The sequence below is a fragment of the Virgibacillus sp. FSP13 genome, assembly GCF_054048505.1.
Genome location: NZ_JBSVKG010000005.1, coordinates 101235 through 121405, shown reverse-complemented (window position 1 = coordinate 121405; position 20171 = coordinate 101235). Strand labels below are relative to the sequence as shown.

General features: G+C 42.5%; 22 protein-coding genes. 4 read left to right on the top strand and 18 right to left on the bottom strand.

Annotated elements, in window-relative coordinates; translation table 11 throughout:
- Positions 1-14: 14 nt before the first annotated feature.
- The 10 genes from ACW2QC_RS06625 to paaA form a co-directional block, all read right to left on the bottom strand.
- Complete coding sequence (locus ACW2QC_RS06625; protein WP_457543193.1) at positions 15-1220, bottom strand: acetyl-CoA C-acyltransferase; 1206 nt, start codon at positions 1218-1220, stop codon at positions 15-17.
- On the bottom strand, positions 1217-2092 hold the full coding sequence (locus ACW2QC_RS06620) for a 3-hydroxyacyl-CoA dehydrogenase (RefSeq protein WP_457543192.1): 876 nt from the start codon (positions 2090-2092) through the stop codon (positions 1217-1219). The genes ACW2QC_RS06625 and ACW2QC_RS06620 overlap by 4 nt, the downstream gene beginning before the upstream one ends.
- A 149-nt stretch (positions 2093-2241) precedes the next feature.
- Positions 2242-3765 (bottom strand): aldehyde dehydrogenase family protein, encoded by a 1524-nt coding sequence (locus tag ACW2QC_RS06615; RefSeq protein ID WP_457543191.1) that lies wholly within the window; start codon positions 3763-3765, stop codon positions 2242-2244.
- A 180-nt stretch (positions 3766-3945) separates the two neighbouring features.
- Positions 3946-4731: an enoyl-CoA hydratase/isomerase family protein gene (locus ACW2QC_RS06610; protein ID WP_457543190.1), complete on the bottom strand. Its 786-nt coding sequence runs from the start codon at positions 4729-4731 to the stop codon at positions 3946-3948.
- A gap of 4 nt (positions 4732-4735) precedes the next feature.
- Positions 4736-5512 carry an enoyl-CoA hydratase/isomerase family protein gene (locus ACW2QC_RS06605; protein WP_457543189.1) on the bottom strand — a complete coding sequence of 259 codons (777 nt, stop codon included), beginning with the start codon at positions 5510-5512 and terminating at the stop codon, positions 4736-4738.
- A complete protein-coding gene (locus ACW2QC_RS06600) occupies positions 5505-5810 on the bottom strand; it encodes an EthD family reductase (RefSeq protein WP_457543188.1) in 306 nt (101 codons plus the stop codon). Before ACW2QC_RS06600 ends, ACW2QC_RS06605 begins: the two co-directional genes overlap by 8 nt.
- 106 nt (positions 5811-5916) lie before the next feature.
- Positions 5917-6420: a 1,2-phenylacetyl-CoA epoxidase subunit PaaD gene (gene paaD, locus ACW2QC_RS06595; protein WP_457543187.1), complete on the bottom strand. Its 504-nt coding sequence runs from the start codon at positions 6418-6420 to the stop codon at positions 5917-5919.
- Positions 6421-6527: 107 nt separating this feature from the next.
- The gene (gene paaC, locus ACW2QC_RS06590; RefSeq protein WP_457543186.1) at positions 6528-7346 is read right to left on the bottom strand and encodes a 1,2-phenylacetyl-CoA epoxidase subunit PaaC; all 819 of its coding nucleotides are present in this window, start codon (positions 7344-7346) and stop codon (positions 6528-6530) included.
- Positions 7343-7696 (bottom strand): 1,2-phenylacetyl-CoA epoxidase subunit PaaB, encoded by a 354-nt coding sequence (paaB, locus tag ACW2QC_RS06585; RefSeq protein ID WP_457543185.1) that lies wholly within the window; start codon positions 7694-7696, stop codon positions 7343-7345. Before paaB ends, paaC begins: the two co-directional genes overlap by 4 nt.
- 65 nt (positions 7697-7761) lie before the next feature.
- Positions 7762-8751 (bottom strand): 1,2-phenylacetyl-CoA epoxidase subunit PaaA, encoded by a 990-nt coding sequence (gene paaA, locus ACW2QC_RS06580; RefSeq protein WP_457543184.1) that lies wholly within the window; start codon positions 8749-8751, stop codon positions 7762-7764.
- 1060 nt (positions 8752-9811) lie between these two features.
- Here paaA and paaX point away from each other — a divergent pair.
- A complete protein-coding gene (gene paaX / locus ACW2QC_RS06575) occupies positions 9812-10657 on the top strand; it encodes a phenylacetic acid degradation operon negative regulatory protein PaaX (protein ID WP_457543183.1) in 846 nt (281 codons plus the stop codon).
- A 186-nt stretch (positions 10658-10843) separates the two neighbouring features.
- Here the strand turns inward: paaX and ACW2QC_RS06570 are convergent, their stop codons facing one another.
- From ACW2QC_RS06570 to ACW2QC_RS06555, 4 genes are all read right to left on the bottom strand, one after another.
- The gene (locus ACW2QC_RS06570; RefSeq protein WP_457543182.1) at positions 10844-11371 is read right to left on the bottom strand and encodes a gamma carbonic anhydrase family protein; all 528 of its coding nucleotides are present in this window, start codon (positions 11369-11371) and stop codon (positions 10844-10846) included.
- Positions 11372-11386: 15 nt separating this feature from the next.
- Positions 11387-11815 carry a PaaI family thioesterase gene (locus ACW2QC_RS06565; RefSeq protein WP_457543181.1) on the bottom strand — a complete coding sequence of 143 codons (429 nt, stop codon included), beginning with the start codon at positions 11813-11815 and terminating at the stop codon, positions 11387-11389.
- A gap of 109 nt (positions 11816-11924) precedes the next feature.
- The gene (locus ACW2QC_RS06560; RefSeq protein ID WP_457543180.1) at positions 11925-12320 is read right to left on the bottom strand and encodes a PaaI family thioesterase; all 396 of its coding nucleotides are present in this window, start codon (positions 12318-12320) and stop codon (positions 11925-11927) included.
- Between the two features lie 84 nt (positions 12321-12404).
- Entirely contained in the window at positions 12405-13733 is a 1329-nt protein-coding gene (locus tag ACW2QC_RS06555; RefSeq protein ID WP_457543179.1) for a phenylacetate--CoA ligase family protein, read from the bottom strand.
- A gap of 273 nt (positions 13734-14006) precedes the next feature.
- Between ACW2QC_RS06555 and ACW2QC_RS06550 the strand changes: the two genes are divergently transcribed.
- On the top strand, positions 14007-14258 hold the full coding sequence (locus ACW2QC_RS06550; protein ID WP_457543178.1) for a ferredoxin: 252 nt from the start codon (positions 14007-14009) through the stop codon (positions 14256-14258).
- Between the two features lie 122 nt (positions 14259-14380).
- Positions 14381-15370, top strand: a complete 990-nt coding sequence (locus tag ACW2QC_RS06545; RefSeq protein ID WP_457543177.1) for an NAD(P)/FAD-dependent oxidoreductase — start codon at positions 14381-14383, stop codon at positions 15368-15370.
- Positions 15371-15546: 176 nt separating this feature from the next.
- Here ACW2QC_RS06545 and ACW2QC_RS06540 read toward each other — a convergent pair whose 3' ends face one another.
- The 3 genes from ACW2QC_RS06540 to ACW2QC_RS06530 form a co-directional block, all read right to left on the bottom strand.
- Entirely contained in the window at positions 15547-16062 is a 516-nt protein-coding gene (locus ACW2QC_RS06540) for a superoxide dismutase family protein (RefSeq protein ID WP_457543176.1), read from the bottom strand.
- Positions 16063-16310: 248 nt separating this feature from the next.
- Positions 16311-17027, bottom strand: a complete 717-nt coding sequence (locus ACW2QC_RS06535) for an FAD-dependent oxidoreductase (protein ID WP_457543175.1) — start codon at positions 17025-17027, stop codon at positions 16311-16313.
- A 180-nt stretch (positions 17028-17207) separates the two neighbouring features.
- Positions 17208-17969, bottom strand: a complete 762-nt coding sequence (locus ACW2QC_RS06530) for a transposase (protein WP_457543174.1) — start codon at positions 17967-17969, stop codon at positions 17208-17210.
- Positions 17970-18099: 130 nt separating this feature from the next.
- On the opposite strand from ACW2QC_RS06530, the gene ACW2QC_RS06525 reads away from it, so the two are divergent.
- Positions 18100-18489: a ribonuclease HI family protein gene (locus ACW2QC_RS06525; protein WP_457543173.1), complete on the top strand. Its 390-nt coding sequence runs from the start codon at positions 18100-18102 to the stop codon at positions 18487-18489.
- Positions 18490-18825: 336 nt separating this feature from the next.
- On the opposite strand, the gene ACW2QC_RS06520 is transcribed toward ACW2QC_RS06525, so the two are convergent.
- Positions 18826-20100, bottom strand: a complete 1275-nt coding sequence (locus tag ACW2QC_RS06520) for a M20 family metallo-hydrolase (protein WP_457543172.1) — start codon at positions 20098-20100, stop codon at positions 18826-18828.
- Positions 20101-20171 lie beyond the last annotated feature (71 nt).

Sequence of the window (20171 nt, the reverse complement as noted above, 5' to 3'; positions counted from 1 at the left end):
TCCCCCCTCCCACATCATGCTTCGATATTCTCAATAATTGCTGCGATTCCTTGGCCGACTCCAACGCACATTGTTGCTAGGCCAAATTGTTTGTGCTGTTTTTTTAGTTCATGGATTAGTGTTGTTAAAATACGTGCTCCACTTGCGCCTAGTGGATGACCGAAAGCAATGGCTCCACCGTTGACATTGACTTTTGTTGGCTCAAGCTCTAGTTGACGAATGCATTCGATTGATTGAGAAGCAAATGCCTCGTTCAACTCCACAAGATCCAATTCAGCAACACTCATATTTGTTCGCTCAAGCGCTTTTCGTGTTGCTTCAATTGGTCCAAGCCCCATTACTCGTGGTTCTAATCCAGCTGTAGCACCAGCTTTATATTTCACCAATGGCTTTAGGTTCAATTCTTTAGCTTTGTCAGCACTCATAACCAATAATGCAGACGCACCATCGTTGACGCCCGATGCATTTCCGGCCGTAATCGTTCCAGCGTCAAAAATTGATTTCAGTTTACCGAGTTTTGCCAATGATGTTTCTGGACGCGGATGTTCATCGGTTGCAACGGTGATTTGATTGCCTTTTCGGTCATGATAAATGACGGGAACGATTTCTTCGGCAAAACGATTCGCTTCCATCGCTTTTTTTGCCTTCATTTGACTTTCATACGCAAAATTATCCTGTGCTTCCCGAGAAATGTCATAATCAACCGCAACATTCTCCGCCGTTTGTGGCATGGAATCTGCGCCATATTCATTTTCAAGCTGTGGATTCGTGAAACGCCAGCCAATCGTTGTATCATAAAGCTGATTATTGCCACGCGGAAACGCTTTGTCAGCTTTTGCCATGACCAATGGTGCACGCGTCATGCTTTCCGTACCACCAGCAATAAAAATATCGCCTTCCCCAACAGCAATTGCTCGGGCTGCATACATCACTGCATCAAGCCCGGATCCACAAAGCCGATTAATCGTCGTTCCCCCAACTTGTACAGGCAATCCGGCTAGCAACCCAGACATGCGCGCAACATTACGGTTATCCTCTCCGGCTTGATTGGCATTGCCAAGTACCACGTCTTCAATCGCTTCAGCTGGAAGGTTCGGATTTCTGTCAAGTAATGCTTTAATAACAACCGCGCCAAGGTCATCAGGGCGGATATCCTTTAATACTCCTCTATATCTGCCAATTGGTGTACGAACAGCATCAACAATCACGACTTCCTTCATTTTTTCATCAACTCACTCGTATTTGTATAGTCGTAAATCCCTTTGCCCGTTTTTCGACCGAGCCGTCCTGCCTTCACATATTGTTCTAAAAGTGGTGCAGGGCGATATTTTTCCCCAAGGGTTTTATGTAAATAGTTTAAATTATTTAGCCGTGCATCCAACCCGACAAGATCACAAAGTTCTAGCGGGCCCATTGGATAATTCAACCCTAAACGAATCGCTTTATCAATATCCGCAGCTGTTGCAACACCTTCTTGCAACATATGAAATGCTTCATTACCAACTAGTGCACTGATGCGGCTTGTTACAAACCCCGGAAACTCATTCACTTCCACGGTTTCCTTGCCCATTTGCTCTGCAGCACTACGTATGACAGCAATCGTTTCATCTGTCGTATCTAATCCTCTGACCATTTCCACAAGGTGCATCCGGTGAACTGGATTAAAGAAGTGCATCACCGCAAATTGCTCGGGTCGTTTGGTATATGATGCAAGCTCAGTTGGACTGATTGTCGATGTGTTGGAGGTAAAAATTGTATGACTAGGGGCGTGTGCCTCAGCTATTTCCATAATATGTTTCTTCAAAGCTAGTTTCTCCGGTACTGCTTCGATTACGAGATCTGTATGTATAACGGCCGCTTCAAGTGATATTGTCGTGTTTAAGTTTGCCACTAGATTATCTGCTTGTTCACTTGTCACCTTGCCACGGTCCATTCCTTTTTTCGCTGTCTGTTTAATAGACTCATATGCTTCATGCAACTTGTCTTCCGCTACATCTACTAACATCGTAGAAAAACCGGCTAGCGCGGAAACATACGCAATCCCGCGCCCCATTACGCCGGCACCCACAACAGTAACATTCCGAATTGTCACAGCTTACCACCCTTTCTATTAAATATGGGACGTGGGGACAGGTCCCGCGTCCCACCTCCTCAATCCGCCTAAGTGCCCGTCACGGACACTCCTCGAGACTTCGCTTGAGCTGGGACAAGGAACCTGTCCCCATGTCCCACCGCCAGCGCTTACACGCCAAATGGATTCAACGGTTTTGCTCCATAATAAGAAAGTACACTTTTATCTTCCATATAAAGATCAAGTGATTCTACTGCTAGCTCTCTACCAAAACCGGATTCTTTATAGCCGCCAAATGGTGTTCCTGGGAATGCGGAGAATGGGCTATTTACCATGACAATCCCTGCTTGAATTTGATGGGCGACACGGGTTGCTTTCGCCTGGTTTGTTGTCCAGATTGCCGATCCCAATCCATATTTTGTATCATTGGCACGCTTGACGACATCTTTTTCATCAGTAAACTTTTCCACAACAACAACTGGGCCGAAAATCTCTTCTTTAACTGCTTTCATGTCAGGCGTAACATCCGTAATAACGGTCGGTGCATACCAATGCCCATTTTCAAAGCCTTCTGGTTGCATCACGTTTCCACCTGTAGCAATTGTAGCCCCATCCGCTTTGGCAGATTGGACATAACCATCAATCACTTCCACTTGCTCTTGACTAATGATCGAGCCTAAGTGTGTTCCTTTATCAAACGGATCTCCAGACTGTAGTTTTTCCGTTTTGGCAATAAATTGTTCCATAAACTCGTCATAGATCGATTCATGCACGAACATGCGTGACCGCGCTTCACAGGATTGGCCGGTATTAAAATAAATACCAAATAATGAGCCTGCAACAGCAGCATCGATATCTGCATCATCAAAAACGATGTTCGGGGACTTCCCGCCAAGCTCAAGTGTGATTCGCTTCAATGTTTCCGAAGCTTTTCCCATAATATCTTTACCCACTGGTGTGGAACCGGTAAACGCAACTTTATTGATGTCTTCATGTTTAACTAGAAAATCACCAACAACTCGGCCAGATCCTGGGATTGTGTTGACAACTCCCGCTGGTACACCCGCTTCATGACAGATTTCGTTCAATAGAATTGCTGTAACCGGTGTAAGACTTGCTGGTTTAATAACAACCGAACAACCTGCAGCAATCGCCGGTGCTATTTTCCATGCTGCCATCATCATCGGATAGTTCCATGGAATAATTTGCGCACACACCCCAACAGGTTCTTTATGTGTGTAGTTAAAAAAGCCATATGGCATATTGTTCACTGTTCCACGGTGCCCAACGATTGCCCCCGCATAAAATTCAAAATCCTCGATCGCTTGGCCGACCTGTGTCTGAGCAGCATTGATCGATTTTCCGCTATTCAGCACTTCCATTTCCACTATTTCTTTAAAACGATCCCGCATGATTTGAGCGATTTTATTTAACACCCGAGAACGTTTTCCGACAGGGTATTTACGCCACTTCCCATGATCAAAAGCATTTCTTGCCGCTTGTACTGCCTTTTCCGCGTCTTCTTCGTTCGCCTTGGCTACGCTCGCCAATATTTCCCCTTTTGCTGGGTTAAATGTTTGAAGCGTATCACCCGAACTACTTTCCACACGCTCGCCATTAATAATCATTGCATAATGATCACGTTTCATTTCGCCTACTTCTGTAATTGTTTCCTTATTGATTGTTTGTGTCATTACCGATTCCTCCTTGTATTGGTTTATTTTTTGCAAAGCTACTTTTCGTATGGATTGTTGCTATTTGCCCAGCAGCCTGTTACATTTCGATTACTGCGGTCTGCTTGAAAAGGATTCTACATACATTTTTTCTTCAAAAGTTATAACCTTTTTGGAAAACAGCCTTTACAAAATACTCACTTATTTCCCGGTAAAATTTGGCCTGCGCTTTTCTTTAAACGCCTTTAATCCCTCCTGATGATCATGGCACATTCCCGCAATGCGCTGTGCCTGTGCTTCTTGCTCTAGCGCTTCTTCAAATGAAAGGTGCACGCCATCCATCATGTAACGCTTGATTAGTGAAAAGGCTTTTGTCGGCAATCCAGCCATTGTCGTTGCGAATGCATGAACTTTTTCTTCCCAATCATCCACATCAATCACTTCTGTTGCCAGCCCAAGTTCAGCCGCTTCTTCCCCTGTAATTGGTTTTCCTAATACAGCTATTTCAAGTGCTTTTGCATACCCGATTAAACGGGGCAAAACATACATAAACCCTGAATCAGGTAACAGGCCGATATTCATAAACGCACTGACAAATTTGGTCCTCGGTTGAACAAGTCGGAAGTCAGCTGCTAATGCTAAACTCATCCCTGCACCTGCAGCAGTACCATTAACCGCTGCTACAATAGGCTTTGGCACATTTTTAATTGCCTTCATCATCGGATGGTAACGTTCCCTAAGAAAAGTGGCATGATTCGTGTGTTCATCCACGCCACCAAGGTCCTCCCCCGCACAGAATGCCTTGCCTTTTCCAGTAAAAACAATGCACCTAACAGCATCATCCTTGCTAGCTATTTTCAAAGCCTGGATAATTTCCTTGTTCATTTCAGCTGTAAAAGCATTAAAGGCTGACGGACGATTTAGCATGATGGTTGCGATACCATCTTCTTGCTGATACATAATGGTTTGAAAATTACGCGCTCCCATTTGCTCACACTCCTTTGAAAGAAGGGGATCGTTTTTCCATAAACGCTTGCATGCCTTCTGTTTGATCTTGTGAGTCAAACGTTAAGTAAAAATTTTTCCGCTCCAGTTTCATTCCATCGAGCAATGATAATTCCTCAGCTTTACCGGCTGCTTCCTTTATAAGACGAACGGAAATCGGTGCTTGGTTTGCCAACTGTTTCGCCATGTTCATCGTCTCTTCCTCAAGTATTTCCGGCGCGACAACACGATTGATGACACCGTTATTCATGGCTTCCTTTGCAGCCATGGATGCTCCAAACCAGATCCATTCCAATGCTTTTCGCTTTCCCATTGCCTTTGTTAAAAGCTGTGTTCCGCCAGCACCAGGCATGACACCTAGCTTTACTTCGGGAAAACCAAACTGGGCTGTTTCACCGGCAATAATCAAGTCACAATGAAGTGCCAACTCAAATCCGCCACCCAACGCAAATCCATTTACCGCAGCAATGAGTGGTTTTTTGATCCTCGTCAGCCGATCCCACACTGCGAACGGATCTAACAACTCCATGGATAATGGGGTATCTTCCAGCATTTCCTCAATATCCGCCCCAGCAGCAAATGCCTTGTCATTGCCTTTTATCACAATGACCCGAACAGATTCATCCCGGTCAAGTGCTTCTGTTTCCTCGACAATTTCGTCAACCATTTCCCGGTTCAACGCATTGGCCACTTGAGGACGATCAAGCTGAATCACCCCTACACCATCCTCAACAAAAACCTTAATATAGGAACGATCAGCCATCGACTTCCTCACCAATCATCAATGTGACAATATCACCGGCGAATTGCATAACATCTTTTCCCGAGGCCTTTCCTTCATCTGTCTTCATCGCTTTTTGCAGTGACTCTTGGTCATCGTAAATCATTTCGCAAAGCAAATAATACTCACTTTTCCCCATTGGCGATCCAACGATTTTCGTGACGTTCATTTCCCTTAATCCTGGTATTTCTTTTGTAATTGGTGTGTGCACATTGTAGTAATGTTCATCAAATTTCGCCTGATCCTCCGGTTGTTTGTATAAAGCTATTAATTTAGCCATTGTAAAAATCCTCTCCTTTTATTTTCGATATTCAACTAATCTAGCTGAACTAAACACTGGATTCTCCTTTAATGAATGCGGTTTCAATTTAAAATAAAAACGTCCCTTATGATATAGTCGAATGCTTAACAACTGGCTTCATTGCCTCAAATGGATTCCTACATGCCATGCAATATAAAATGCTGCGGCAGGCGGTTGGGCCAAACACATTTTCCATTGATGTGTATGCTGAAGCACAATACGGGCAATTCACCGTCCATTCTTCCCCAGGCCGGTAATTTTCCGGTGGTGGGGCGATACCGTGTTTTTTCAAATTTTCCTTGCCTGTTTCCGTGATCACATCTGTTGACCATTGAATCTGAAAAGAAAATGTTACTTGACATTCCGAAACCCAATCCAATGCTTCAATTGCTTTTTTTACATGTTGTTCGATGATGTCAAGAGCAGGGCAACCAGCAAACGTTGGCACCATCGTAATTGCAATGTTGTCTTGGTTTAGCTTTATTTCATGGATCATCCCAAGGTCAAACACACTAACAGACGGAAGCTCTGGATCATCAACCGTTTTAAGCACAGCAAGAATTTCCTCTTTCCTCTGTTCCTCCTGCATGAAATCCCTCCTTATACGAAAAGTGCAAGCGCCTGGATCTGCCTGTCTTTTGAAAAAGGCTTAACATTTCACCCTAGCAAACTACCTTTTCGCGATTCCCTATCTCCTTACCAAACGGCTTCTTTATCACTTTCGTACACCTCGGCAAACGTTTTAATAGCATGGTCAAGGTCGGCCGTATGCTCCTTATTTCTACCATTCCCTAGTTGCTTGCCAAGGGGGGATTCCGGCACAGATGCAACGATTGCTTCTACTTCCTGCTGCCATTGTTTTTTCAAAAATGCTTCACTTGCAATCAACTCATGCGCTACCATCGCATCCGCTTTTTCCCCAATTTCTAGTGCATCCCCAAATTCCTGCCATGCCTCCACGATCCGTGAATGAATGCGGGATTGTGCATCCTCGCTAGATTGCTGCAATTGCTGTATCCATAGTTTCCAATGTGCCAAATGATAAGGCTGTTCCATTAATATTTTTTGCGCAATATTTGCTAACGGTACATAGGAACTTTTGCTAATTTCCTCCAATTTAATCTTCTTCAATACTTCATAAAAATAATGACGAACAACGGTCAACGCCCAATCAAAATATGGTTCATCCAGATACGAGCCATCGCCATTACGTTTTTCTAAGTAAACAGCATTTCGCCTCTCATTTCCTGGGCGTTCATGTGCAAGGACATCTGCTTGCCCTTCCCCTAGTTCCTCTAACAGATCGTAATACATTGAAGCGTGCCCCATCGTGTTTTGTGTAATCGATGAAAAGGCAACATCTTCCTCAATATGTGGGGCCAATCCAAGCCACTCTGAACCCCGGAAAGAAACGATGAAATCATCATCCGCTAATTGATAGATTAGTTCCGTCAATGCTTCCAAATAAGCTGCATCTTGCTTTGCTTCGTCAGCTGTCCCGATTCGTTTTGTCATGACTTTTTCACCTCTTTCCAGGACATAATTTCTTTTTCATCCAACATCCCTTGTTCTTTTTCCCGCCATTTTTTCCGTAAATAGCCATATCCTTTTGTCGTCCGATATGTTTTATTATCAAGCCGCTTCGTCCATGTTTCGCGTTCCTCACTTGACATGGCACGAATTTTATTTCGCGGTACAACCCACACATCAAGTACATCCTCACGTCGCATAAAGTTTTCTTGAGCCATCATCATCGCCATCTCGTCATTTGGTGCCAACAAACTGAATTGATGCTGGATGGATGCCTTGGCACTTCGCTTGCTAAACACTTCATACTCTTGATAAAAATTTGCTTCATCCTGCATGGTTCTATCTCCCTTCGATAAGATTTTGTGGGAATTTTTCTGTCTGTTCATACCTTACGAAAAGATTACGAACCGACTGCTTGTGGTGCTAATGCTTGCCTGACCCAGCGATTTTTCTCATAAGCAATTTCCCGTAACCGTAACCGCTCTTTTGACCTTGGTCCCTTATTCGCAATAATCTGCTTGAATTCCTTCCAATCTGGTTGCTGGTAAACCCATTTTTCAGCTTCTTTGTCGTAATGAACCGTGTCATCCGGGACGGTTAATCCAAGTGAAAAGGCACGTGGTAAATATTTATCCAAAAATGCCTGGCGCAGTTCTTCATTATTACTTTTGCGAATGCGGTATTTGATCATGATATCCTGCTTCGATGATCCAGTTGTTTCCGCTGACGAAGGCCCGAAAAACATCAATAGTGAAGGCCACCAGCGGTTAAGCGATTCCTGCAAAATTTCCCGTTGTTCCTTTGTCCCTTCAGCCAATGCCATAATAATTGACTCCCCATGTTGAGCATGGAAAACTTCTTCGGCACAAATTCGCTGAAGTGCTCTTTGGTATGGACCATAAGAGGCATCAAGCATATTCGTTTGTGAAATGATTGCCGCCCCATCGACCATCCAGCCAACCATGCCTGCATCGGCCCACGTTTTCGTTGGCATATGGAAAACGTTATGAAACTTCAAATCTCCATTTAATAGATCTTCCATTAAATTTTCCCTTGTTTTTCCGTATGGCCTCATTAAATCCTCCGCCACACGAAGCAGCAATTGACCATGGCCCATTTCATCTTGTACTTTTGCCATAATGCCAAGTTTTCGTTTCAATGTCGGCGCTTTCGGAACCCATTCTTTTTCCGGCAAAGCTCCCATAATTTCACTAATACCATGCATAGAAATAAGTTTGATTAATGCTTGTCGATAATCATCCGGCATCCAGTCATCCGCTTCAATCTTTTCCCCTGCGTTGATGCGTGCCATAAAAGCGTCGTATTTTTCTTGATCCTCTCCAGAATACGTGCTCATCACAGAATCTGTATCGGGAATATAATTATACATTTTAACAACTCCCCATCACGTTTTATTAACGTCATTATAACAAATCGTTATATAATGTTCAAGATGATTTTTCTAATAATTTAAATATTAATTATTGTATAAAATTATTGTTGGTTGCGATAGCCGTATAGAATTGACAGAAACCTGAAAAGTCGATACCATTTAGGGTGCATATTTGTATTTTCAGTTTATTTTTAATACAAATTTTCGTATTACGTTTTTTTAACCTAGACCAAAAGATAGAAACAGCGACGTAGATTGTGATGGTGGTTGGACTGCCGTTCCGGAAATACACTATTTTACCTTTTCGGCTATCGATTAATAATGTTATTAAATACGAATAAGATGGTTGATTACGGAGGGCAGTCGCTTACCATGGTCACGAACTCAACCACCCAGTGACGCCAAGAACGCTTTTTCCGAGGACTTCGGACCATGCTATTCCCACAGGACACGGAAGGCTTCGGCAGCGTTACATCGCACGCAGAAAATTGGTTTATATTTTCTAGGAGTCTACGTATTTTGCCTATGCCGGTAGTGGTTTTCTGATTAACGTGTAGTTATCGCCTGTATCAAGCAATAGGTAAATCAAGCTTTCGTTGCACCATACTAGCGAAGATAAAACATGGAAACTTCTACGGGAAAGCGTAGTGTTTTCTCTTCGCTAGGATTGTGCGCCACATTTCATAGCATTCATCTCTTAACTTTTCAGTGATTGGAGCGGAGGGCAGTCGACTCCTGCGGGAACAGCACGTGTCTGAAGACCCCGCAGGAAGCGGTTAGAAAAGGAGGGTCGACTAAAACCGTCCTTTGCGGACAACGTCGACATACCCCTCGCCGGGGCAAGGAGGCTGAAGCCGTGCCCGCGGAAAGCGAAGTGTTCTGCCGGAGCGGAATCCAAGCACTCAATCGTCATTAGAACCAGAAAAAACGCTACGAAAGGGAATTTTCACTGTGTCACAGTTTATATCAAGGTTAAAAAGCAACAAACGGAAGATTCTTAACCTAAAACGAGAAAGATATCACATCAACAAGAAAACACACGAGAAAGGACAATCAAATGGATAAACAATTTAATACACGTTCCATGATTTTTACTTTGTATGGGGATTACATACGTCATTATGGCAATGCGATTTGGATTGGAAGCTTGATCCGGCTGCTTGAAGAATTCGGTCATAATGAACAATCTGTACGTGCAGCCATTTCCCGCATGAACAAACAAGGATGGGTACAATCTGAAAAAATTAGCAACAAAAGCTATTATTCATTAACGGAAGATGGAAAAGCTCGGATGGAAGAAGCGTCAAAAAGAATATACAAATCAAAATCACCTTCATGGGATGGCAAATGGCGAATGCTTGTCTACACCATTCCTGAGGAAAAGCGCCATTTACGTGATGAACTACGTAAAGAGTTAGTCTGGAGCGGGTTTGGTCTTCTTTCTAACAGCTGTTGGATTACACCAAATCCATTGGAAGAACAAATTAATCGCCTAGTAACAAAATATGATATTGGCGAGTATGTTTCGTTCTTCCGCTCTACATATGAGGGGATGAGCAGCAACGAAGATTTGGTGACGAAGTGTTGGGATATTGATGATGTGAATGAGCGCTACTCCCAATTCATTCAGGAATACAGCCAAAAATATGTGATCGACAAAAACAAAATTGAAAAAGGTGAAATGAGTAAGGGCAGCTGTTTTGTAGAATGTGCACTGCTTGTTCACCAGTTCCGAAAGTTCCTATTCATTGATCCCAATTTACCAGAGGAACTTTTACCGGCAAAATGGCTTGGGGATTCCGCGTCTTCACTGTTTGCCGACTATTATCAATTGCTACAAGAGCCAGCGACACGCTTTTTTGAATCCGTTTTTGAAATGGGCAAAATGAAAAATGATAAATAAATAGAGGGGAATTTTCATTTAGTGGGTGGGCACCTTTGATGTGGAGATCTCCATCCCGCCCTGTTGATTGATTCTTCACTCGTGCAGGAAGCACTCATGTGATGGCACGATTAAGTAGTCGAGAACAGGCATGTCCCACAAATAAACATAGATAGCACGCTAAATACTAGCGTGCTATCATCATGATTAGCGAATTTTTTCAAAGATCTCTTTTTGCCGGAATGCTTGGCCTTTATTCGCATAGGTCGTAATCGTTTCTTCAATCATTTCCATGTCCTTATCTGTCAAAGTACGAACGATTTTACCAGGGGAACCAATAACAAGTGAGCGTGGTGGAATTTTTTTGCCTGATGGAATAAGGCTATTGGCACCGATAATCGAGTACTCCCCAATTTCCGCGCCATCCAAAACGGTTGCACCCATTCCAACCAGTACACCTCTTCGCAATGTACATCCATGGACAATGGCGTTATGCCCGACAGAAACCTCATCTTCCAATGTTAACGGAAACTGTTCATACAGATGACACATACTATTTTCCTGGATATTGCAGCGCTCACCAATCCGGATTGGCCCCTCATCACCTCGAAGCACCACATTAAACCAGATGCTGGATTCGGCACCGATCGTCACATCGCCAATCACTCTCGCACCATCTGCAATAAAAACTGTATCATGAATGTCTGGCTCTTGTTCGTTAAAACGATATATCATCGAAAAAGTCCTCCCTTATTGTTCCAAATTTTTAATGAGTACGGAAGAAACACAAGTTGCTGCTTTTTTATCATTCTGTTTTAGCTCGGTAACAACATAAGCGAGCGTCTTCCCAAGCCGTTCTACTTTTGCCGTTATGTCCACGTCCCCTTCAAAAATAGGTCTGTGAAAGGTTGTATCTAAATCAATCGAGGCAAACCCGTATTGATCTGTTAGTTTAGAAGCGATCGCATAGGCCATCATAATATCTGCCGCTGCAGATGAAAAGCCACCCATCGCCACACCAATCCCATTGATATAGCGATGGTCCACATGCCACGTTCCACGAGCAACCCCATCAGACGATTCAAGCACTGTAATTTGCATCGTTTCGTCACATGGCGGTGGTGCCATTTTTTTGTAAGCAACCTTTTGAAAATCACTCATTTTGTAGTGTGTTGCCATTAATCGATAACTCCTCTGTTTTTGATTTAGCGTTTATTGGTAACTTGATTGATGAATTTTTCTTCAAGGCAACATAAAACCCGTCCAGCACATACGACGCTAACCGCATCTAAGCTTTTGGTTTGATATATACCATTCCTTCCATCGTGCCTATCAAGTCACCGGATGCTTGTGTTGTTTTCATTTCGTAGACTGCTATTTTATTTGTCCGTTTTATTTCGGTTGCCATGCAAATTAGTTCATCTCCTATTTTCGCGGGTGCCAAATAAGACATGTGCACATTCAGGCCAACAGCAACATTGCCATGGGAGTTACTAGCTACCGCAAACACATAGTCAGCCAAGGAAAAGAGCAATCCACCGTGAGCAACGCCATAAAAGTTCAACATATCATCGGAAACAACTAAACTTGCTTTCGCATAGCCTCTTTCACATTCTAATAGTTTGATATTTAGTCGGTTTGCAAAAGGATCACTTGTAAAAAGATCGAGCTTTTCCTTATCCATTCGTTACCTCCTTCATTTTTACAATGTGGCTATCCGTGTAAACTGCAAATACTACATACACTTATAGATGTTTAGAAGCGTCATTTAATTTACTGTTTTTTTTAATCGTTGATCGACAATGCGAACCGCTTTTCCTTCTGAACGCGGTATCGATTTTGGTGGGCGTACATCGACATCTACCGTAACGAGACACTCCTGTTTTATTATTTTCTTCACCTGTTGTTTTATTTCAGCTATTCCTACATGTTTCATATCTTGCTGGCATTTTACGTAAATATCTTCAGCGATTTCCACACACAATTCCACAGCATCCAATTGTCCTTTTTTATGTAAATGCAATTGGTAATGTGGGGTCAATTCTTTCACTTGGAGTAAAGATCGCTCCATTTCATATGGAAAAACATTAACACCGCGAATGACAAGCATATCGTCAATCCGCCCTTTGACACGTGTCATCCGAGCAGTAGTCCGTCCACAGCTGCATTTTTCCCGTGTGATTGCAGCAATATCTCCTGTTCGATAGCGAATAATCGGAAGTGCTTCCTTTGTTAAACTCGTAAATACAAGCTCACCGTATTGCCCATCTGGCAGTGGTTCGAGTGTATCCGGATCAATTATCTCGACAAAAAAATGATCTTCTTGAATATGGAGTCCATCCTGTTCCTCCACACATTCAATCGAAACTCCCGGCCCGACAACTTCACTAAGCCCATAAATATCCATCGCTTTGATCCCCATTTTTTCTTCCAATGTTTTTCTCATTTCCTCCGACCATGGTTCCGCACCAAAAATACCGTATTCAAGGCTTGTATTCCTTGGATCATGCCCTTCATCTTCCATTTTTTCTGCTATATGTAATGCATAAGAAGGAGTGGAGCAGATTACTTTCGGTTTAAGGTCCTCAATCAGCAGCATCTGCCGTTTCGTATTCCCACCAGAAACTGGGACGGTTGTAATTCCAAGCTTTTCTCCCCCATGATGAATTCCAAGTCCACCAGTAAATAGACCATACCCATACGCATTATGCAGCACGTCTTCACGATGACCACCGGCAGCCGCAATCGAACGTGCGACAATTTCAGCCCAGTTTTCAATGTCATTCCTTGTGTATCCTACAACTGTCGGCTTCCCACTCGTTCCCGAAGATGCATGCAACCGAACAACATCCTCCATTGGCGTTGCAAATAAACCAAATGGATAATGATTCCGCAAATCTTTTTTGACAGTAAACGGTAGCTTTTTAATATCTTCTAAAGACTGAATATCCGTTGGTTCTACCCCTAATTCAGTAAACTTTTCCCGATAGAACGCAACATTCGTATACACACGATTCACAGTTTCTTGCAACTTCCCTAATTGAAGCGCTTCCATTTTACTCCTCTCTAATGTTTCTGCTTTTTCATTAAAAATCATGTGATCTCCCCTTTGCATTACATTTTAATTTAGTGACGTTACAAATTCGTTATCTATAATAATATCGATGTGGCTTATTTATGTCAATACTATTTAGAATTTTAAAATATATTTTATTTCCCTAAGACCAAATACATCGTGCTATATAAGGATTGCATTAATGTTTTTACTATTCTCCTGTTGACAACGTTTTTTAATTTTTGTACTATTTATATAATAAAAATAACAACAACGTTAAAATAACGTCATACAATTATAAAAAGGAGTGAGTTGATGGCTATTTATACAATCGTGGATAGAGAGACGTGTATCGCCTGTGGAGCCTGCGGGGCGGCGGCGCCCGATCTGTTTGATTATGATGATGAGGAAGGTCTTTCCTATTATATCGGCGATGATAATGTTGGCAATAAACCTGTGGACTCAGAATTTGAAGAGGATTTGGAGGATGCTTTTGAGGGTTGTCCGACTAGCTCCATCAAGAAAGCGAAGGAACCTTTTGACGGGGATCCGACGAAATTTGAATGACGTTTGAGAGAGTGTGTGATAAGGGTTTTGATGCGATTTTGGGAAGCCGATGCTCTAAGGGGGTTCCCTAAGAGCGTATTTTTTCACCCATTAAAACAAGATGAAAAGGAGATGTGATCCAAATGTTAAAAGAGGAGTTATATGATATTACAATAATTGGGGCTGGTCCTGTTGGCCTATTTACCGCATTCTATGCTGGGATGCGAAATGCGTCTGTCCAGGTCATTGACAGCATGCCAGAAGTTGGTGGACAATTGGCCGCTCTTTATCCAGATAAATACATTTATGATGTAGCAGGTTTTCCAAATATTAAAGCGAAGGACCTTGTTGATCAACTAGATAAGCAAGCAAGAACATTTTCCCCAGCAGTCCATTTGAACGAATCTGTCCAAGATGTGATTCAACTGGAGGATGGTACATTTGAATTAGTGACAGCAACCAGTACCTATTATTCCCGAAGTATCATTGTCACCGCTGGGGCAGGTGCATTTCAGCCACGCAAATTGAAGGTAGATCGAGCAGAGGAATATGAAAATGGTAACCTGCATTATTTTGTTAAAAAATTGGAGGGTTTTAGGGGTAGACGGGTATTAATTTGCGGTGGCGGTGACTCGGCAGTCGATTGGTCACTAGCCTTGGAGCCAATTGCCGAGCATGTAACACTGATTCACCGCCGCAATAAATTCCGAGCACATGAGCACAGCATTTCATTACTTGAGAACTCTAGTGTTGAACTAAAAACACCATATGAAGTAAGCAAATTAATTGGAGATGATGAGAGAATTGAACAAGTATTGCTTCAGGAAATAAAAGGGGAGCATACACATTTACTGGATATTGATGACCTAATTGTGAATTACGGATTTGTTACTTCACTCGGACCATTAAAATCATGGGGTATGGAAACATCCAAAAATGCGATTTACGTTAATCAAAAAATGGAGACAAACATCCCAGGCATCTTTGCAGCCGGTGATGTTTGTAGCTATGACGGCAAACCAAGATTAATCGCCACCGGATTCGGCGAAGCAACCATCGCCGTCAACCACGCCAAAACCCTAATCGACCCAAAAGCCAAACTCCACGTCCACAGCACCCACCTCTTCGCTTAGAGAGGCAAGTGCTGTGGGACACGGGGACAGGTTTGTTGTCCCAGGCCGGGTGCCAGAAGGGGCGCGGGATGTGAGCTGGGACGCGGGGACAGGTTTGTTGTCCCACCCGCTATCCCGCACCACTCCAATAAACAGGACTGGGACACCTAACCTGTCCCCACGTCCCACTTCCCCATTTAATACGCCTTTATCACACCGCAACCTATTCGTTTTCCGGCGTTTCCTGATGGTTGCGATCGGTAATCATCTGGGTTTTGATGAATCACAACTGACTTTCCGATCACATTCCTACTCTTGAATCTATCCGTAAAAAAGGACATTCTCGTATACCCATTATTGGAAAACAGAACCGGAAAGTCGCCAGGATGATGGCCATGCGGCTGATTTTTAGGATTCCAATGACCTCCAGCCTGTTGAAATGGATCTGGCTTTTCACCACTGCCACAATCACCATTTTCATGAATATGAAACCCATGTGGTCCTATGGGCGCCTGATCTCCCACTGTCGGTTTGTAATCTGGCAATCCGAACAATTCAACTGATACCTCCGTGCCTTGAGGGATATCTGTAAATGTGACATACCCTCTTAAATTGGGAGCTAGCTCACTGCCCCTTATTTCTGCATATGTCCGCGCCGCTTCATTCCTTACTGGATAATACATTAAATATGGATAATACATATATGGATACATTATTATATAACCTCCTGCCATTTCATTCACTCTAACTTATGCCTAGGAAGATTTTTTTGTTCCCAAGAGATTAAGAAACGGGCCGTGACAACTGCAGGAGTTTATATAAATTAAACAAAAAAGATCCATCATCTATACAATTCGATAGACGATGAATCCCTTTTCTTTATATTTCGCTTTTCAACAGGATCAAGTTGTTTGAGAACATAATGAAATGGGACACCTAACCTGTCCCCATGTCCCGCAAATTAATATCCTGAAAATTCCTCTGCGCGAATGTTGTCTTCATTGGCTCCAGCTTCTATAAGCATTTTTTGCATTGCTTGAACCATGTCAGCAGGGCCAGCTAGGTAATAGATCGGTGCACTAATATCGGAAACATGCCGCTTTAGCATATCAACATCAATGTGACCACTTTCACCATTCCATTCAGTGGCATCTGCTCTTGTCATGACGGGAACAAATTTGAAATTAGGATTTTTTTCAGCTAAATCCTCTAAATCAGATTGAAATGGCGCATCTTCCGGAGTTTTATTGGAAAAAAGTAATGTCATATCATGTGATGTTTTTTGATATGTTGCTTCTGCAATCATGCTTCGTATAGGCGTTATGCCAATGCCACCAATGAGAAAAACTGCAGGTGTTGATTCGGTTTTATGCAGTGTAAAGTTACCATGCGGCGCATCAAATTTCATTTCACTTCCCTCTGGAAAATCCTTCAGCACCCGTTTATATGACGAATCACGCAAACGAGTCGTCGTGACCAATTCATCCTCACTTGGAGCAAATACAAATGAAAAAGCCCTTGTATTCCCTTCCTCATCAGTCTCGCTTGGATCAATTAAGGTAAAATCACCAAACTGCCCCGCTCTAAACTCGAATCCATCCGGTTTTTCCCAGTGAAAAGCCATCGTATCATTCGCAACCATTTCCTTTTTAAGTAACTTAATCGTATATGTCGCCATATCACTCACTCCTTAATTACTAAAAATACCCCACACCAACTACATACCCCAAAAAACTCAAACATAATCACTGGAACGTGGGGGTGGGACATGGGGACAGGTTTCTTGTCCCAGGCGAGATTGGCTTTGCGGCAAGCATGACGGGTGGGACAGCTAACCTGTCCCCACGTCCCACCTCGTCTAATGGATGCGGTGGATGACGCTTTTGGGTATGCCTGTTATTCTTGCTAGTTGTCTGATTGTTACTCCTTCTAGTTCCCTGAGTTCTGAGATGATTTTATTTCTTTTTTGTTTGTCCATCTGCTGTAGGTCAGTATTATTGGGGATCCCTAAGTTTGCTAAATGCCGTTTGATTTCGCTATCCGATCGCTTCACTTTCACATGATCGTCCAGGCACTCATCATCATTTGTTGCTAACATGTAATCGGTAAATAGTTGGATGGCACTATTTCTGTTGGGAGAGAGCAGTGTGAAAGTGAAATCAACATTAACTAAATTAACGTGGTCAAAATACTCATGTATGCTCGTCCATTTACATGCAAACGCATTATTTGCTATTCCAGCCTTGACGGGATTTTGGTGTATATATCGCAAAACCGTGAAGAAATAAGCAATCGTATCCACATTTTCACTTTTGAATCTTTCCTGAAACAAATGTCCACAACGCTCATATTTGTTGTTGTACCAATACACATAACTTGCACTGATTCTTTGGATTGTTCTCGAAATTGATTCCTCTGCCTCTTTTACCAACAAATGAATGTGATTATCCATCAAACAGTAAGCAAAGATTTCAAAGTTATCCATTCCTTTAAATCTCTTAATCGTTGCTAACAGCCTTAACTTGTCTTCATCATCTTCAAAAATGGTTTGCCGATTGATTCCTCGCAGCATGATATGATATATACCATTAGTACTTTTTCTTCTAGGTATTCTTGACATATAAAAATCGCCTCGGGATAATTTTGCTTAGAAAACATTAATGGGGGATTTTTTCAAATAGGAAATGCATGTTAAGTCACAAAACTGTTATAATCTACTATAATCTAGAAAATAAGGGGGAGCCTAACGGTTGATTGAAGTATACACAGATGGAGCATCAAGTGGAAATCCTGGAACTAGCGGTGCGGGAATTTATATAAAAGCAGACGGAAATATACACGAATTCAGCTTCCCACTGAGTACTTTATCCAATCACGAAGCTGAATTTGAAGCGGTTTTAAAAGCATTACAGGTGTGTAAAGAGCATTTTCCAGATGAAATACTATCATTTAGATCCGATTCTAGGATAGTTGTGGATGTGGTCGAAAAGGATTTTACCAAAAACCAAACTTTTCTTCCTTATCTTGAGAAAATCCGAGCAGAAGCAAGCTCTTTTCCACATTTTTTTATCAAATGGATACCTGAAAAGAAAAATAACCATGCAGATCAATTAGCAAGAAAAGCTATTCATTTGCAGTAGAAGTTTATTTGAGGAAATTTGCAGTTGGCATTAATTATGTAGAATATAACGATTAACTTAGCAAAAGTCAAAAAGGCAAAATCTTATATTTATAAGTAGAAATCAACTTTTGCCCATGAAATTTAAACACAAAACGTCATATCACCGTAAGCAAAAGAATTATTAACCCCAAAAAATAATTAAAGATCAATTTCAACATTTTTAGTGGGACATGGGGACAGGTCCCTTGTCCCAGTTGTCGGGTGGGATATGAATCCTTCTCCCACGCGTCTCCAGTCATGATTGAGTGAATAAACATGAGTGGGACATCTAACCTGTCCCCATGTCCCACCAAGCTCATTGTATTTTTTCTATAAAGTTTTTTAGTGTGTGGATGGTCTGGATGCAGTCGTTCAGATCGGACCATTCTGCAGGATTGTGGCTGATTCCTGCTTTGCTTCGTACAAACAGCATGGCAATGGGCAGTTTCTCGCCGATAATCATTGCATCATGGCCGGCACCGCTTGGTAATTTATAGGGACTGATTCCTTTTTCTTGCAACGATTGCTCCAAAATTTGTTGTATATTTTCTTTAATAGGAATTGGCTCAACTCTCATCTTCTCTGCGTACTCCACCTCAACGTGATGTTTTTCTGCAATTTTTTCACCCAAAGTCAATACACGGTCCACCAATTGATCCCTTGTCACACGATGAATATCGCGAATGTCAACGTAAAACTTAACTTGGCCTGGTATGACATTCACCCCATTCGGTTCGACAAATTGCCTCCCCACCGTCGCAACAGCTGAATCACTTATTTGACGTGGCAGTTTATTGATTTCAAAAATAAATTCACTTGCAGCAACGACGGCATCGTGTCGATCATCCATCGGTGTGTTTCCGGCATGCCCAGCTTCACCTGTTACGGTGAACTCTAACCAACACGGTCCAGCAATCCCTGTTACGATTCCACACGGTAAATTTTCTTTTTCCAGTCGTTTTCCTTGCTCAATATGTACCTCAACAAACAGATCAAGTTCATCCATGTTTCGTTTTGCCGTCTGATAGCTATCCACACTTAGATCAACATCCTCCAAGACTTCTGCAAAACTCATGCCATCTTTATCAATGAGCTGTAATTTAGTTTCCATGTCACCTTTCCCGATCATTGCTTCACTACCATTTAGACCACCATTGAAACGTGCACCCTCTTCATCGGTAAAAACAACCACCTCAAACGGCTTTTCCGGTTGATAACCAGTTGCTTTCCAGGCTTCCACAACTTCCAGTGCGGCTAAAACGCCTAGTACTCCATCAAAATGCCCGCCATTCGGTACACTATCAACATGGGAGCCACTCATAATTGCTGGTAGGTTTTTGTTTTTCCCTTCTAATCTACCCAAAATATTTCCAGCCCCATCTTCATGGACTTCCAAGCCTGCCTCGCGCATCCAACCCGATACCTTTTCCCGCGCTTCCTTTTCTTCCTTGGAAAAACCCGGTCGATTTGAGCCATTATCATTCGTTAATCCAATCTGAGCCAGTTCGTCCAACCTACTGGACAATCGCTTTCCAGATATACCATCATAGTCATACATATCATCATAGACTTCCAACAACTTATCTCGCAATCTAAAATCTCCTCTCCTATTTAAAGTGGCACATGGGAGCTGGGACATGGGGACAGGTCCCTTGTCCCAGT